This window comes from Streptomyces pyxinae, assembly GCF_024756275.1.
Lineage (GTDB): Bacteria > Actinomycetota > Actinomycetes > Streptomycetales > Streptomycetaceae > Streptomyces > Streptomyces pyxinae.
Genome location: NZ_JANUGQ010000020.1, coordinates 81,384 through 95,324 on the forward strand (window position 1 = coordinate 81,384; position 13,941 = coordinate 95,324).

Here is a 13,941-nt window from a genome sequence, read left to right on the forward strand (position 1 = left end):
GTGGTTGCAGACGCTGAACTTACAGATGCTGAATATTCTGCGTCCTGCATCACATGAGCGTCCGACGCATGTGTCCGGTGTGCCGCGGGTACCCCGGGAGCTGCCGGACGCCCGTTCCTACGCCGAGGAGGCCCGCACCATGTCCGCTCTTCCCCAGTCCGCCCGGGAGTGGCACCTGATCGCCCGTCCGCAGGGCTGGCCGAAGCCCGAGGACTTCGCCCTGCGCGAGGTGCCGGTGGCGGAGCCGGGCGAGGGCCGGATCCTCGTCCGCAACCGGTACTTCTCGGTCGACCCGTACATGCGCGGCCGGATGAACGACGTCAAGTCCTACGCTCCCCCGTTCGAGCTCGACCGGCCCATGGACGGCGGCGCGGTCGGTGAGGTGGTCGCCTCCAACGCCGAGGGCTTCGCCGTCGGTGACGAGGTGCTGCACCGGCTCGGCTGGCGGGAGTACGCCGAGGTGGAGGCCGCCCATGCCGCCAAGGTGGACTCGTCGGTCGCCCCGCTCACCACGTACCTCGGCGTCCTCGGGATGCCGGGGCTCACCGCCTACGCCGGGCTCTTCGAGGTCGCCTCCTTCAAGGAGGGCGACGCCGTCTTCGTCTCCGGCGCGGCCGGCGCGGTCGGCAGCCAGGTCGGCCAGATGGCCCGGCTCCGGGGCGCCTCCCGGGTCATCGGCTCGGCGGGCTCCGACGAGAAGGTCCGGCTGCTCACCGAGGAGTACGGCTTCGACGCCGCCTTCAACTACAAGAAGGGCCCGGTCGCCGAGCAGCTGAAGGAGGCGGCGCCGGACGGCATCGACGTCTACTTCGACAACGTCGGCGGCGACCACCTGGAGGCCGCGATCTCCTCCTTCAACGTCCATGGCCGCGCCACCATCTGCGGCATGATCGCCCAGTACAACGCCACCGAGCCGACCCCCGCCCCGCGCAATCTGGCGCTGGTCATCGGCAAGCGGCTGCGGCTCCAGGGCATGCTGGTCGCCGACCACAACGCGCTCCGGCCGGAGTTCGTCCGCGAGGTGTCCGGCTGGCTGCGGTCCGGCGAGCTGAAGTACCAGGAGACCGTGGTGGAGGGCGTGGAGCGCGGCGTGGACGCCTTCCTCGGCCTGCTGCGCGGCGACAACACCGGAAAGATGCTCGTCTCGCTCGACGGCGCGGCCGGCGAGTAACCGGCGGTCAACGGGTGACCGGGCGGCCGGCGGACCGGAGTGTGAGGTGCCGGAGCGGCCTGCGGACCGGAGCAGGGGGTGGGCCGGCGGGCGGGGCGCCGCTAGGCTCGCCCCAGTCCGCCGCGATCACGGGCGCGAGTCGCGGCGCCACCGAGGAGGCAGCACTCCATGTCCATCCAGCAGTCCGATGTCCTCTACACCGCCGTCGCCACCGCCGAGAACGGCCGGGACGGCCGGGTCGCCACGGACGACGGCAGGCTCGATGTCGTCGTCAACCCGCCGAAGGAGATGGGCGGTTCCGGTGCCGGGACCAACCCCGAGCAGCTCTTCGCGGCCGGCTACAGCGCCTGCTTCCAGGGCGCGCTCGCCGTGGTCGCCCGCCAGGAGAACGCCGACATCACCGGCTCGACGGTCACCGCCGAGGTCGGGATAGGCAAGAACGACGAGGGCTTCGGCCTCCTCGTCCGCATCTCCGCCAAGCTCCCGAACGTCGACCCCGCCACCGCCCGGGAGCTGATCGAGAAGGCCCACCAGGTCTGCCCGTACTCCCGGGCGACCCGGGGGAACATCACGGTCGAGCTGGCCGCCCCGACGGCCTGACCGCCGCCCGGCCGGCCGGGTCGCACGCCCGGCACGTGCCACGTACGGCCTGACCGCCGCCCGGTTGACCGGGCCGCACGCCTGTCGTGTGCCCGGTCGGCCCGGCGCCCGGCCCGTACGACCGCCCGGCGCCCGGTACGACCGGTCCTCCGGTCCCCGGCACGCAGGGCCGAAGGCCGCACCCGGGCCTCCGGCACCGACCGGCCTCCGCCACATACGGCCGAGGGGCCGCATCCCGTACTCCGGGGTGCGGCCCCTCGGCCCGTCGTGCGCACCGGGCGCCTGCGCCCTCCGGGCGCCCGGTGCGCCCTCCCCGCCTTCCTCGCGAGGCCCTCAGGCCGCCGGGCAGGCGGGGTCAGCCCGCGAGCGCCGCCGAGTGCACCGCCCGCAGCAGCCGCTCGTTCTCCGGCGCCGCGCCGCCCGGGTAGGCGTACCGGCGGCGGGTGTAGCCGTACGCCAGCCCCGCCCGGGGGTCGGCCAGCGCCTGCGACCCCGCCGCGCCGCCGTGCCCGAACGAGCCGGCGCCCAGCCAGGGGTAGTCGTGCGAGCTGCTCCGGAAGCCGAGCGCGAACACGTCCTGCTCGCCGTGGACCAGGTCCGGACCGATCGAGTGCGGCTGCGCGAACTCGGCGGCCGTCTCCGGTCGCAGCAGCGCCTCCCGGTCGCCGAGCACCCCGGTCGCCGCCGCGTACAGCCCGGCGAGCCCGCGCGCCGAGGCCACCCCGCCGAACGAGGCCGAGCCCCGGGCGCGCACCGCACGGGAGTTGAGCAGTGCCTCGATGTCGGTGGGCGGTACCGCGTTCCGGTTGTAGGTGATCGCGGCCAGGGTCGCCGGACCGTCCGGGACCGCCGCCAGCTCGGCCCGCTGCTCCGGGGTCGGCTCCATCGGCAGCACCGACCGGTAGCGCGGCTCGTGCTCCTCGGGCAGCCCCAGGAAGAAGTCGAGGCCGTACGGGGCCCGGATCCGCTCCTCGTACACCTCCTGGAGCGTCCGGCCTGTCACCCGGAACACCACCTCGCCGGTGAGGGCACCGATCACGAAGGCGTGGTAACCGAAGCCGGCGCCCGGCCGCCAGAACGGTCGCTGGTCCGCCAGCCGCGCGGCGACCGCCCGGTCATCGGCCAGCTCCGCGGGCGTGAACCCGCCGTCCACGCCCACCACTCCGGCCTGGTGGGCCAGCAACTGCCGCAGGGTGATCGCACCCTTGCCGCGCGCCGCGAACTCGGGCCAGTAGCCGGCCACCGGGCGGTCCAGCTCCAGCGCCCGTTCCTGGACCAGCAGCGCCACGGCCAGATGGGCGGCGCCCTTGGTGGAGGAGTAGACGGCGAACAGCGTGTCGGGGCCGGTCGCCGGGCCCGCCCACAGATCGACCACCTTCCGGCCCCGGACATACGCGGCGAGCTGGCCCGCGTAGTCCGGGCGCTCCTCCCGCACCACGGCGGCGAACTCCTCCCGTACCGCCTCGAAGCCCGCGGCCACGGTGCCCCGCACCCGCCGCCGCCCGTCCCCCGCCGCGCCCACTGCCTCAGTCGCCCCGACTGCCCCGGCCGCGCCCGCCGTCCCGGCCGTCCGCTGTTCCGCCATGACCGCACTCTCCCCGTCGCATGGATGATCTTGTAGTGATCAGTCCAGCACGGCGGCGGACCGGGGATATTCCCCGGACCGGAGCCGACGGACGCGGTCGGCCGGGACCGCCTTTGCCGTGTACACGGCCGATAAGGTGCCCCCATGCGCGATTTCGGGGCGGGGTTCGGGTATCTGCTGAAGGGCCAGCGGTGGGTGGGCCGGCACGGCCGTCAGCTGGGGATCGGGCTGCTGCCCGGGCTGATCACCCTGGTGCTGTACGCGGGCGCCCTGGTGGGGCTGGCGTACGGGGCGGACGACCTGGCCGGCTGGGCGACGCCGTTCGCCGACGACTGGTCCTCGCCCTGGCTGGGCGCCTTCCGGGGCTTCCTCACCGCCCTGCTCTTCGTCCTCGGCCTGTTCCTGGCGGTCGTCACCTTCACCGCCGTCACCCTGCTGATCGGCCAGCCCTTCTACGAGTCACTCTCCGAGGCGGTCGACCGGAGCGAGGGCGGCGCGGTGCCCGAGTCGGGGCTGCCGCTCTGGCGGGAGCTGTGGGTCTCGGCCCGGGACAGCGTCCGGGTGCTGCTGCGGGTGGCGCTCTACGGGGTGCTGCTCTTCGCGCTCGGTTTTCTGCCGGTGGTCGGGCAGACCGTGGTGCCGGTGCTCGGCTTCTGCGTCTCCGGCTTCTTCCTGGCCGAGGAGCTGACGGCGGTGGCGCTCCAGCGCCGGGACGTGGAGTTCAAGGAGCGGCTCGCCCTGCTGCGGAGCCGGCGGATGCTGGCGCTGGGCTTCGGCGTCCCGCTGGCCCTGGCCTTCCTGGTGCCGTTCGTCGCTGTCTTCCTGATGCCGGGCGCGGTGGCGGGTGCCACCCTGCTCGTCCGCGACCTGGACCGGGCGGGCGCGGACCCGGCGGACGCCGGACCAGGGAAGACCCCGGACACCGGGTCCGGGGCGCCCGGGGCGGGTACGACTCCGGCGCCCGGGCCGGGGTGGGGCGAGGATCTGCCCCGCTGACCGGGGGCTCCGGCCCTCGCCCCGCCCGTACGGCCGGCTAGGGGGTGGCGGGTGCGGCGGTGGCCGTCGCGCTGGCGTCCTCCGAGGCCTGGCTGATGGTCGACCAGAGCAGCAGGGCCGCCGTGCCGACGACCTGGCCCACCGGCTCGCCGAAGGTGTACAGGACGCCGGCGGCCGTGCCCAGCGGGTCGACGGCCGCGCCCAGCGGGTCGTCGGTGACGGACAGGGGAGCGGATGCCGGGGCGGCGCTCGCCTCGGTGGCGGAGAGGGCCAGCAGACCGGCGGCGGCCATCGCGGCGACGGCGATCCGCCGGCGGCGGGTCATGCGGTGCGGAGACATGGGGGCTCCAGTCGTGTGTGACGGGGTTCCGACACCGCGTGAACGAGGCCGGGCCGTACGGGACACTCCGGACGCGTCCGTTCCGGGGGCCCCGCCCCCTGTACGGGCCCCCGGACCCCGTCCCTGTACGGGTTCCCCGCGCCCGCCCCGTACGGCTCGCGGGGCGGGCGCGGGCTTCAGCGGCGGGCCGCCGCCACCGCGACGACGGACCGCACCTGGGCGGTGATCGCCGCGCGGTCCCGGAGGAAGGACGGGTCGGTCACCGCGCCGCCGGGATCGGTGTTCCCGGGGCCGAACTGGAGCACCGGGGTGTGCAGATGGCCGCCCGGCAGCCCGGTCAGACCCAGCCGGTCCCGCAGCAGGGTGGCGCGGTAGGCGATCTCGTTGGAGAGGTAGTCCCCGCCGCCGCCCGCCCGGGCCGCCGAGCCGGGCGTGGGCCCGTCCGGCCGGGTCACCGGAGCCGTACCGCCCGCCGGGATCTCGGTCACCGTGGTGTTGTCGTACACCGGGAAGGGGCCGGTGTCCGCCGCCGTGATCCGGGCGGACGGCAGGGTGGTACGCGTCCACTGCGGCTGCGAGCCCGGGTCCGTCACCGGCACGAGGCCGGTCTCGGAGACGTTCAGGTTGTCCCCGAAGCCGCCCCGCCAGGCGCCGTTGGTGCGCTCCACGTCGAAGCGGCCCACCCGGCCCTGGCTCACCGTGGTGAACAGGTCCACCTGCGGCAGGTGCGGGCGGAGCGTGCGCTCCACCGTGCCGTCCGCGAAGTCCTGCCAGCGCACCGGGAAGACGACGGTCTCCACCCGGGCCCGGCCCCCGTCGGCGGTCCGGATCAGGGTGCCGTCCAGCGCCAGCGCGGCGGCGCCCGAGGGATTGCTGATCCGGACGTCACGGTCGAGCGTGAACGGGTCGAAGCCGGTCAGCAGCACCCGCTTCACGCCCCGGCCGGCCGGGTAGCGGACGGTGTTTTGGCCCCGGGAGGTGACCTCGAGCCGGTCGAGCAGCCGGGCCCGGTCCGGGTCGGAGAGGGCGAACCGGGGCTGCCAGGCACGCAGTTCCCGGGTCATCGCCAGCCGGGCCCAGTAGAGCGGCCGGTCGTCGTCCCGGCTGAGGTCGCCCGCGCGGGCCGCGGGCCCCCGCCCCTGCACCCGGTCCACGGCCCGGCGCCAGAGCGCGGATCCCTGACGGGTGACGGCCCGCTCGGCGGCGGCGTACGACCGCGCCCCGGCCAGCGCGGCGGCGAGCCCGGGCCCGGCCGAGTCGAAGCCGCCGCGCCGCAGGATCTCCTGGGGCGCAGCCCGGTCGAGCCGGGCCTCCTCCACGGTGGGCGCGGTGACACCGGCACCGGCCTCCCGGGCGCCGGACGCGGCGGGACCGGAGGCGACGGGCCCGCCGGCACCGGACGGTACGGCGACGGGCCCACCGGCACCGGACGGTACGGCGGCGGCTCCCGGCGGCGCGGCGCCCAGGGCGGTCAGGGCGGCGAGAGAGCCGATGAACACGCCGAGACGCGCCCGGGGCGTCCGGGACGTGCGAGTCGGGTGAGACGGGCGAGGTATCCGTGGCATGGGTGACACAGGAGGTGATCCTTCCGTCGGGTGCCCGCAGTATTCCGGCGCGGCCCCCCGGCCGCCACCATGCCGCCGTCCACCGCCACCGGATCGCCGTCCCCGGCCCACTCCGGAGCGCCCCGAACTGCCTTATGAGTACCAGCCGTTCATCGGGTAACGTGCGGAGGGAGCGGGCCGGCGGCCGGAGCCGGCCGACCGGCGCCCCGGCCCTCATCAGCCGCTCCGGGGCGGTACCTGACCACTGCCCCGGAGCTTCCCGTCCCGCCCGGCGGGACCGCTCAGCGCCGACCCGGCGGGGCCGGCCTGGCGTCCGTCACGATCCGGTGGGCGAGCGCCGCCAGCCGGCCCTGGCCGTCCCGCCCGGGATGGAACCAGTCCCAGGGGCTCAGCTGCTCGCCGGTGAACCGGTAGGCGAACACCGCCCCGTCGTCGTACCGGCACCGCTCGTCCGCCGCGCAGACCTCCCGCAGCGCCGCGTTGTACGCCCGCACCCGCGCGTCCACCAGGGCCCGCCGGCGCTCGGCGGCGGGGCCCAGGTCGTCGGCGTCGCCCAGCATGGAGGCGCACAGGCCCAGCTTCCAGACCTGCTTGCCGACCGGATTCTCCCGGCCCTCGGACCACAGCCGCTTCAGGTCCGGCACGCTCGCCACGTACACCTGGGCGGTCGGCGCCGTCGCCCGCAGCCGTCGCAGCGCCTCCGCGAACCCGGTCCGGAACTCCGCCACCGGGGTCATCGCCGCCGTACTGCTCCGGCAGGCGTCGTTGGCGCCCGCCATGACCGTCACCAGCGCCGGCTTCCGGGCCGCTGCCCGCTCCATCTGGGCGGGCAGCTCCGCCATCCGCGCCCCCGACCGGGCCAGGTTCCAGCTGCGCGCGGCCGCGCCCTTCGCGCCGAGGAGCCGTACCGCCAGGCTGTCCACCGCCGGGTCGCTGCCGGTGGCCCAGGAGACCTCCGGGCAGTCCGCCAGCAGCCCGCAGGCGTCGTAACCCCGGGTGATCGAGTCACCCACGGCGGCGAGCGAGGACGGGCTGCGGTCCCAGAGCGGATCGGGGACCGGGGACGGGGCGGAGGACGCCGACCGGTCCCGCTCCGGCCCCCGTTCGGGTGGCCCGGCGCACCCCGCGAGCACCGTTCCGCAGAGCAGCGCGGCCACCGCCGGGCGGACGGCGGTGGCCCGGAACCGGGTCCGGACCCGGCCCGGGACGGGGCCCGGGCGGCGGCATATGCGGGTGGGAAGGTCGCGGAGGCGAGGCAAGGGGTGACTCTTTCCCGGAATCGTGACGGTCAAGGCGTCCTCGCGGGTGAAAGCTTGGTGTCGAGGTCACCCGGGCAGACCGTACGTCATCCCAAGCACCCGTGCGCACGGTAGCTTTTCCCCGTCGAACCAGAGGCGCCCGCGCCGGTCGGCTCCGGTAAATTACATCACGTCACATGCTGTCCCTTTTGTGGAGTTTCACTCCCGATGCTGTTTACTGAGGCCGCTGGACAAGGCGAACCTCGTCCCACACTGGAGGTCCGGTGACGACACGTGGAGTCCTGTACGTACACTCAGCCCCGCGCGCGCTGTGCCCGCACGTCGAATGGGCGGTGGCGGGAGTGCTCGGGGTGCGGGTCCAGCTGGACTGGATCAGGCAACCGGCCTCGCCGGGCACCTGGAGAGCCGAGTTCTCCTGGCAGGCGCAGTCGGGCACCGCCTCCAAACTGGCCTCCGCGCTCCGGGGCTGGGAGATGCTCCGCTTCGAGGTCACCGCCGAGCCGTCCGCCGCCGCCGAGGGCGAGCGGTACAGCGCCACCCCCGCGCTCGGCATCTATCACGCCGTCACCGGGATCCACGGCGACATCCTGATTCCCGAGGACCGGCTGCGTGCCGCGCTGGCCCGGTCCGCGCGCGGCGAGACCGATCTGGCCACCGAGGTCGCCACCCTGCTGGGCAAGCCCTGGGACGACGAACTGGAGCCCTTCCGGTACGCGGGCGAGGGCGCCCCGGTCCGCTGGCTGCACCAGGTCGTCTGATCGTCACCAGGTCATCCGGTCGCCCGAACATCCGGTCGTCCGGTCATCGGTCACCCGTTTGTCCGGTCGTCCGTCGTCCGGTCATCCGTCGTCCGGCCGTCCCGCCGCCGGCCGACCGTCCCGCGGTACGCGTACGGGCCCGCCTCCCGGTGCGGAGGCGGGCCCGTACCCGTACGACGGCGAAACGGCCGGAAAGAGGCCACGGAGCAGCCGCCGCCGGAGAAGCGCGGCGGCCGGCCACCGGGAGGGTGACCGGCCGCGGCCGTACGGCGGGCCCGGAGGGACCGGACCGGCGGGTTCCCGACCGCTCGGGTGCCTCAGACGGTGCGGAAGGCCAGCACCACGTTGTGGCCGCCGAAGCCGAACGAGTTGTTGATCGCGGCGATCGTGCCCTCGGGCAGCGCGCGCGGCTCGTCGCGGACCACGTCCGCGTCGACCTCCTCGTCCAGCTCGGTGACGTTGATGGTCGGCGGGGCCGTACGGTGGTGCAGCGCCAGGACCGTGGCCACGGTCTCGACACCGCCCGCGCCGCCCAGCAGATGACCCGTCATCGACTTGGTGGCGGAGATCGCCACATGGTCCAGGTCGTCCCCGAGCACCTTGCGCAGCGCCTTCACCTCGGCGACATCACCCTGCGGGGTGGACGTGGCGTGGGCGTTGAGGTGGGCCACCTCGGACGGCTTGAGGTCCGTGGAGTCCAGCAGGTTCTGGAGCGCGGCGGCGATGCCCCGGCCGGTCGGCTCGGGCTGCGCGATGTGGTGGCTGTCGGCCGACAGGCCCTGGCCCAGCACCTCGCAGTAGACCCGGGCGCCCCGCGCGGCGGCGTGCTCGGCCGACTCCAGCACCACGACACCGGCGCCCTCGCCCAGCACGAAGCCGTCCCGGCCCTTGTCGTACGGGCGCGACGCCTTCTCGGGCTCGTCGTTGTTCTTGGACATCGCCATCATGTTGGCGAACGCCACCACCGGCAGCGGGTGGATCGCCGCCTCGGTGCCGCCGGCCACCACCACGTCGGCGCGGCCGGTACGGATCATCTCGACCGCGTAGCCGATCGCCTCGGCGCCGGAGGCGCAGGCCGAGACCGGGGTGTGCACGCCCGCCCGCGCGTTGACCTCCAGGCCGACGTTGGCGGAGGGGCTGTTGGGCATGAGCATGGGCACGGTGTGCGGGGAGACGCGGCGGGCGCCCTTCTCCTTGAGCACGTCGTACTGGTCGAGCAGGGTGATCACACCGCCGATGCCGGAGGCGATGACCGAACCGAGGCGCTCCGGGGCGACGGCCTCGTCCTCACCGGCCGGACCGGAGTAACCCGCGTCCGCCCACGCCTCACGGGCCGCGATCACGGCGAACTGCGCCGAGCGGTCCAGCTTGCGGGCGAGCGGCCGGGGCAGCACGTCGAGCGGGTCCACGGCCGCCGTGGCCGCGATCCGCACGGGCAGCTCGGCGAAGCGCTCGTCCTCCAGGCGCCTGGCGCCCGAGCGGCCCGCCAGCAGACCCTCCCAGGTCGTGGCGGCGTCGCCGCCCAGCGGTGTGGTCGCTCCGATACCGGTGACGACCACGGTGCGATTGGTCGAGTTCACAGGAATTCTTTCTCCACGTGTATGAGGTATACGGACTGCGGCGCCACCGCCGGGCGGCGATCCCGGCCGGAACCCGGGGGCCGCACGCGGACCCGGTGTCCCGTACGCGGACCTGGTGGTCCGGTCACGGTCCCGGGGCCGCACGCGGACCGGTGATCCGTCCGCGGACCTGGCGATCCGCACGCGGACCTGGTGGTTCGCACCAGGTCCGGCGCGCGCCGGCTCAGCCCTGGTGCTTGGCGATGTAGTCGACGGCGTCGCCGACGGTCTTGAGGTTCTTGACGTCCTCGTCGGGGATCTTGACGTCGAAGCGCTCCTCGGCGGCGACGACGACCTCGACCATGGAGAGCGAGTCGACGTCCAGGTCGTCGGTGAAGGACTTGTCCAGCTGGACGTCCTCGACCGGGATACCGGCGATCTCGTTCACGATCTCCGCGAGACCCGCGACGATTTCTTCCTGCGTGGCGGCCATGTGGCGCTCCTTCGTGTGTTTCTCGAAAGGTGTTTCTCGGAGGCGGTGCCGGGGACAGTGCCCGCGGCCCCGCTCAGAGGATGAGGTGGCGTCCGTCCGGTGGGACCGTACGGCGCACTAGGGGAGGGTAACGACCGTGGCGGCGTACGCGAGACCCGCCCCGAAGCCGATGACGAGCGCGGTGTCACCGCTCTTCGCCTGACCGGTCGCCAGCAGCCGCTCCATGGCGAGCGGAATCGAGGCGGCCGAGGTGTTGCCGGTGGTCTCCACGTCCCGGGCGACCGTGACGTGCTCGGGGAGCTTCAGCGTCTTCACCATCGAGTCGATGATCCGCATGTTCGCCTGGTGCGGGATGAAGACGTCCAGGTCGGCCACGTCGACGCCGGCGGCGTCCAGGGCCTGCTGGGCGACCTTCGCCATCTCGAAGACGGCCCAGCGGAACACCGCCTGGCCCTCCTGGGTGATGGCGGGGAACTTCTCGACGGTGCCGTCCCGGTAGTCGGTCCACGGCACGGTCTGCTTGATGGTCTCGGACTTGTCGCCCTCGGAGCCCCAGACGGTCGGGCCGATGGCCGGCTCCTCGGCGGGGCCCACGACGACCGCGCCGGCGCCGTCACCGAAGAGGAAGGCGGTGGCCCGGTCCTCCAGGTCGGTGAGGTCGCTCAGCCGCTCCACGCCGATGACCAGCACATACTCGGCGGAGCCCTCCACGACCATGCCCTTGGCGAGCGTCAGTCCGTAGCCGAAGCCCGCGCAGCCCGCCGAGATGTCGAACGCGGCCGGCTTGCCGGCGCCCAGCTTGTCCGCGATCTCGGTGGCGACGGCCGGGGTCTGCTTGAAGTGCGAGACGGTGGAGACGACGACCGCGCCGATGTGCGCCGGGGTGATCCCGGCGTCCGCGATGGCCTTGCCCGCCGCCTCGACCGACATGGCCGTGACGGTCTCCTCCGGGGAGGCCCAGTGCCGGGTGGCGATCCCGGAGCGGGTGCGGATCCACTCGTCGGAGGAGTCGATCTTCTCCAGGATCACGTCATTGGGCACGACCCGGGTGGGGCGGTAGCCGCCGACGCCCATGATGCGGGCGTACGGGGCACCCTGGCTGGGCTTGATCTTCGACATGCGCTGCGGCTCCTTGTCAGCGGGCGCCGGCCGCGTCGGCGGCGGACGGGGCGGTGCCGGCGGCATCGGCGGCGGACGAGGCGGTCCCGGCGGCGGACGCGGCGGTCTCGGCGATCAGGGCGCGGGCCGCGTCCAGGTCGTCGGGGGTCTTCAGGGCGACCGTGCGCACACCCGGCAGGGCGCGCTTGGCGATGCCGGTCAGGGTGCCGCCGGGGCACACCTCCACCAGCGCGGTCGCGCCGAGCCGCTGGAACGTTTCCATGCACAGGTCCCAGCGGACCGGGCTGGCCACCTGGCCCACCAGCCGGGCGACGACCTCGGCGCCCGAGGTGACGACGGCGCCGTCCTTGTTGGAGACGTACGGCACGGCCGGATCGGCCGGCGCCAGGCCGTCGGCGGCCCGGCGGAGCGCGTCGACGGCGGGCGCCATGTGGTGGGTGTGGAACGCCCCGGCCACCTTCAGCGGCACCACCCGGCGCACGCCCTCGGGCTTGTCGTCCGCCAGCGCGGCGAGCTGCTCCAGGGTCCCGGCCGCGACGATCTGTCCGGCGCCGTTCACATTGGCGGCGGTCAGACCGAGCTTCTCCAGGTGCGGGACGGTCACCTCGGGGTCGCCGCCGAGCAGCGCCGACATCCCGGTGCCGGTGACGGCGGCGGCCTCGGCCATCGCCAGGCCCCGGGCCCGTACGAGCCGGAGGGCGGCGGTGTCGTCCAGGACGCCGGCGAACGCGGCGGCGGTGAACTCGCCGACGCTGTGACCGGCCACCGCGCCGGGGGTGACGTCTCCGAGCGCGGACGCGGCGAGCAGTCCGGCCGCGACCAGCAGCGGCTGGGCCACCGCCGTGTCACGGATGGCGTCGGCGTCCGCGTGTGTGCCGTAGTGGGCGAGGTCGAGACCGATGGCCTCGGACCAGGCGGCGACGCGCTCGGCGGCGCCGGGAAGGTCGAGCCAGGGGGTCAGGAAGCCGGGCGTCTGAGCGCCTTGGCCGGGAGCGACGAGTACGAGCACCCTCACACTCTCTCTTGTGGACGGCTCGGGACGCCCGTGAGGACAGGGACGAAGAACCGCCGGGGGAATTGTTGATGTCCGACAAAAGCCTACGGCTGGGCGTCCGCGTCGGCCAGGCGCCCCAGGATGAGCGCGATCCGCAGAGTGAACGCCGAGCGCACGTCGGAGGGCGACCATCCGGTGACGTCGGTCACACGTCGAAGCCGGTAGCGCACGGTGTTGGGATGCACAAAAAGCATCCGGGCCGCGCCCTCCAGGCTGCTGGCCTGTTCCAGATAGACGCTCAGCGTCTCCAGCAGCGCGGAACCGACCTCCTCCAGCGGTCTGTAGATCTCCTCCACCAACTGCTCGCGCGCGGCCGGATCGGAGGCGATGGCCCGCTCCGGCAGCAGATCGTCCGCCAGGACCGGCCGGGGCGCGTCCTGCCACGCCGAGCAGGCCTTCAGCCCGGCCGCCGCCGCCTGCGCGGAGCGGGTCGCCGCCAGCAGGTCCGGCACCACCGGGCCGGCCACCACCGGACCCGCCGCGAACGGGCCGATCAGCGCCTTCGCCACCTGGAGCGGATTGTCCCGGCCGCCCGCGATCACCACCAGCCGGCTGCCCAGCACCCCGGTGAGCACCTGGAGCTTGGCGCCCCGGGCCGCCCGGCGGATCGCCTCCACGGTCAGCTCGCTGTCGCCGTCCGGCGCGGTGCCCAGGATGACGCAGACATGGTCGGGGGAGTTCCAGCCGAGCGCGGCGGCCCGGGAGACGGCGCCCTCGTCCGCCTCGCCGGAGAGCACCGCGTTGACCACCAGCGACTCCAGCCGGGCGTCCCAGGCGCCGCGCGCCTCGGCCGCCTGCGCGTACACCTGGGCGGTGGCGAAGGCGATCTCCCGCGCGTACACCAGCAGCGCCTCGCGGAGCACCGCCTCGTCGCCGGGGGCGGCCACCTCCTCAATGGCCGACTCCATGACCTCGATGGTGGTCCGCACCATCTCCACGGTCTGCCGCAGGGTGATCGCCCGGGTCAGCTCCCGGGGCGCGGTGCCGAAGACATCGGTGGAGATCGCCTGCGGGGTCTCCGGGTGGCGGAACCACTCGGTGAACGCGGCGATGCCCGCCTGGGCCACCAGACCGATCCAGGAACGGTTCTCCGGGGGCATCGCCCGGTACCAGGGCAGCGTCTCGTCCATGCGGGCGATGGCGCTCGCCGCGAGCCGCCCCGATGACTGTTCCAGGCGCTTCAGGGTGGCGGCATGGGAGTGGGCGTCGTTCGCTGCGGGTTCAGGCACGGGAACAAGACTGCCTCATCGGGACGGCGCCCCGCCCCACCGGGCCTCTCCGTCCCGGTTCCGCACCCCTCCGTACCCTGCGGGAACGCCGGGGACGCCGGGGACGCCGGGAACGCCGGGGACGGCAGGAGCGGTGGGGAACGGCAGGACCGGCGGGGAAGAGCGGGGATTGGCAGGGAACGGCGGGGACAGCGGGGAACCGGCAGGGAACGA

The 13,941-nt window shown here is 74.3% G+C and carries 13 protein-coding genes; 4 read left to right on the top strand and 9 right to left on the bottom strand.

Annotation, left to right across the window (positions count from 1 at the left end; genetic code table 11):
* Positions 1-139 precede the first annotated feature (139 nt).
* On the top strand, positions 140-1,171 hold the full coding sequence (locus NX801_RS21760) for an NADP-dependent oxidoreductase (protein WP_258789559.1): 1,032 nt from the start codon (positions 140-142) through the stop codon (positions 1,169-1,171).
* Positions 1,172-1,339: 168 nt separating this feature from the next.
* Complete coding sequence (locus tag NX801_RS21765) at positions 1,340-1,771, top strand: organic hydroperoxide resistance protein (RefSeq protein WP_258789497.1); 432 nt, start codon at positions 1,340-1,342, stop codon at positions 1,769-1,771.
* 355 nt (positions 1,772-2,126) lie between these two features.
* Here NX801_RS21765 and NX801_RS21770 read toward each other — a convergent pair whose 3' ends face one another.
* Entirely contained in the window at positions 2,127-3,356 is a 1,230-nt protein-coding gene (locus NX801_RS21770; protein ID WP_258789498.1) for a serine hydrolase domain-containing protein, read from the bottom strand.
* Positions 3,357-3,500: 144 nt separating this feature from the next.
* On the opposite strand from NX801_RS21770, the gene NX801_RS21775 reads away from it, so the two are divergent.
* On the top strand, positions 3,501-4,352 hold the full coding sequence (locus NX801_RS21775; protein WP_258789499.1) for an EI24 domain-containing protein: 852 nt from the start codon (positions 3,501-3,503) through the stop codon (positions 4,350-4,352).
* A gap of 37 nt (positions 4,353-4,389) precedes the next feature.
* Here the strand turns inward: NX801_RS21775 and NX801_RS21780 are convergent, their stop codons facing one another.
* The 3 genes from NX801_RS21780 to NX801_RS21790 form a co-directional block, all read right to left on the bottom strand.
* Entirely contained in the window at positions 4,390-4,692 is a 303-nt protein-coding gene (locus tag NX801_RS21780) for a hypothetical protein (protein WP_258789500.1), read from the bottom strand.
* 176 nt (positions 4,693-4,868) lie between these two features.
* Positions 4,869-6,257, bottom strand: a complete 1,389-nt coding sequence (locus NX801_RS21785; protein WP_428986195.1) for a pyroglutamyl peptidase — start codon at positions 6,255-6,257, stop codon at positions 4,869-4,871.
* 281 nt (positions 6,258-6,538) lie between these two features.
* On the bottom strand, positions 6,539-7,486 hold the full coding sequence (locus tag NX801_RS21790) for an SGNH/GDSL hydrolase family protein (RefSeq protein WP_428986196.1): 948 nt from the start codon (positions 7,484-7,486) through the stop codon (positions 6,539-6,541).
* A gap of 293 nt (positions 7,487-7,779) precedes the next feature.
* On the opposite strand from NX801_RS21790, the gene NX801_RS21795 reads away from it, so the two are divergent.
* Positions 7,780-8,274, top strand: coding sequence for a DUF3145 domain-containing protein (locus NX801_RS21795; protein ID WP_258789503.1), 495 nt, complete (start codon positions 7,780-7,782; stop codon positions 8,272-8,274).
* A gap of 317 nt (positions 8,275-8,591) precedes the next feature.
* On the opposite strand, the gene fabF is transcribed toward NX801_RS21795, so the two are convergent.
* From fabF to NX801_RS21820, 5 genes are all read right to left on the bottom strand, one after another.
* Positions 8,592-9,854, bottom strand: coding sequence for a beta-ketoacyl-ACP synthase II (gene fabF, locus NX801_RS21800; protein ID WP_258789505.1), 1,263 nt, complete (start codon positions 9,852-9,854; stop codon positions 8,592-8,594).
* A gap of 223 nt (positions 9,855-10,077) precedes the next feature.
* Positions 10,078-10,326, bottom strand: coding sequence for an acyl carrier protein (locus tag NX801_RS21805; protein ID WP_258789506.1), 249 nt, complete (start codon positions 10,324-10,326; stop codon positions 10,078-10,080).
* A 117-nt stretch (positions 10,327-10,443) separates the two neighbouring features.
* On the bottom strand, positions 10,444-11,445 hold the full coding sequence (locus NX801_RS21810; RefSeq protein WP_258789508.1) for a ketoacyl-ACP synthase III: 1,002 nt from the start codon (positions 11,443-11,445) through the stop codon (positions 10,444-10,446).
* 16 nt (positions 11,446-11,461) lie between these two features.
* Positions 11,462-12,454 carry an ACP S-malonyltransferase gene (locus NX801_RS21815; protein ID WP_258789509.1) on the bottom strand — a complete coding sequence of 331 codons (993 nt, stop codon included), beginning with the start codon at positions 12,452-12,454 and terminating at the stop codon, positions 11,462-11,464.
* 89 nt (positions 12,455-12,543) lie between these two features.
* On the bottom strand, positions 12,544-13,728 hold the full coding sequence (locus NX801_RS21820; RefSeq protein ID WP_258789510.1) for a PucR family transcriptional regulator: 1,185 nt from the start codon (positions 13,726-13,728) through the stop codon (positions 12,544-12,546).
* Positions 13,729-13,941: the final 213 nt, after the last annotated feature.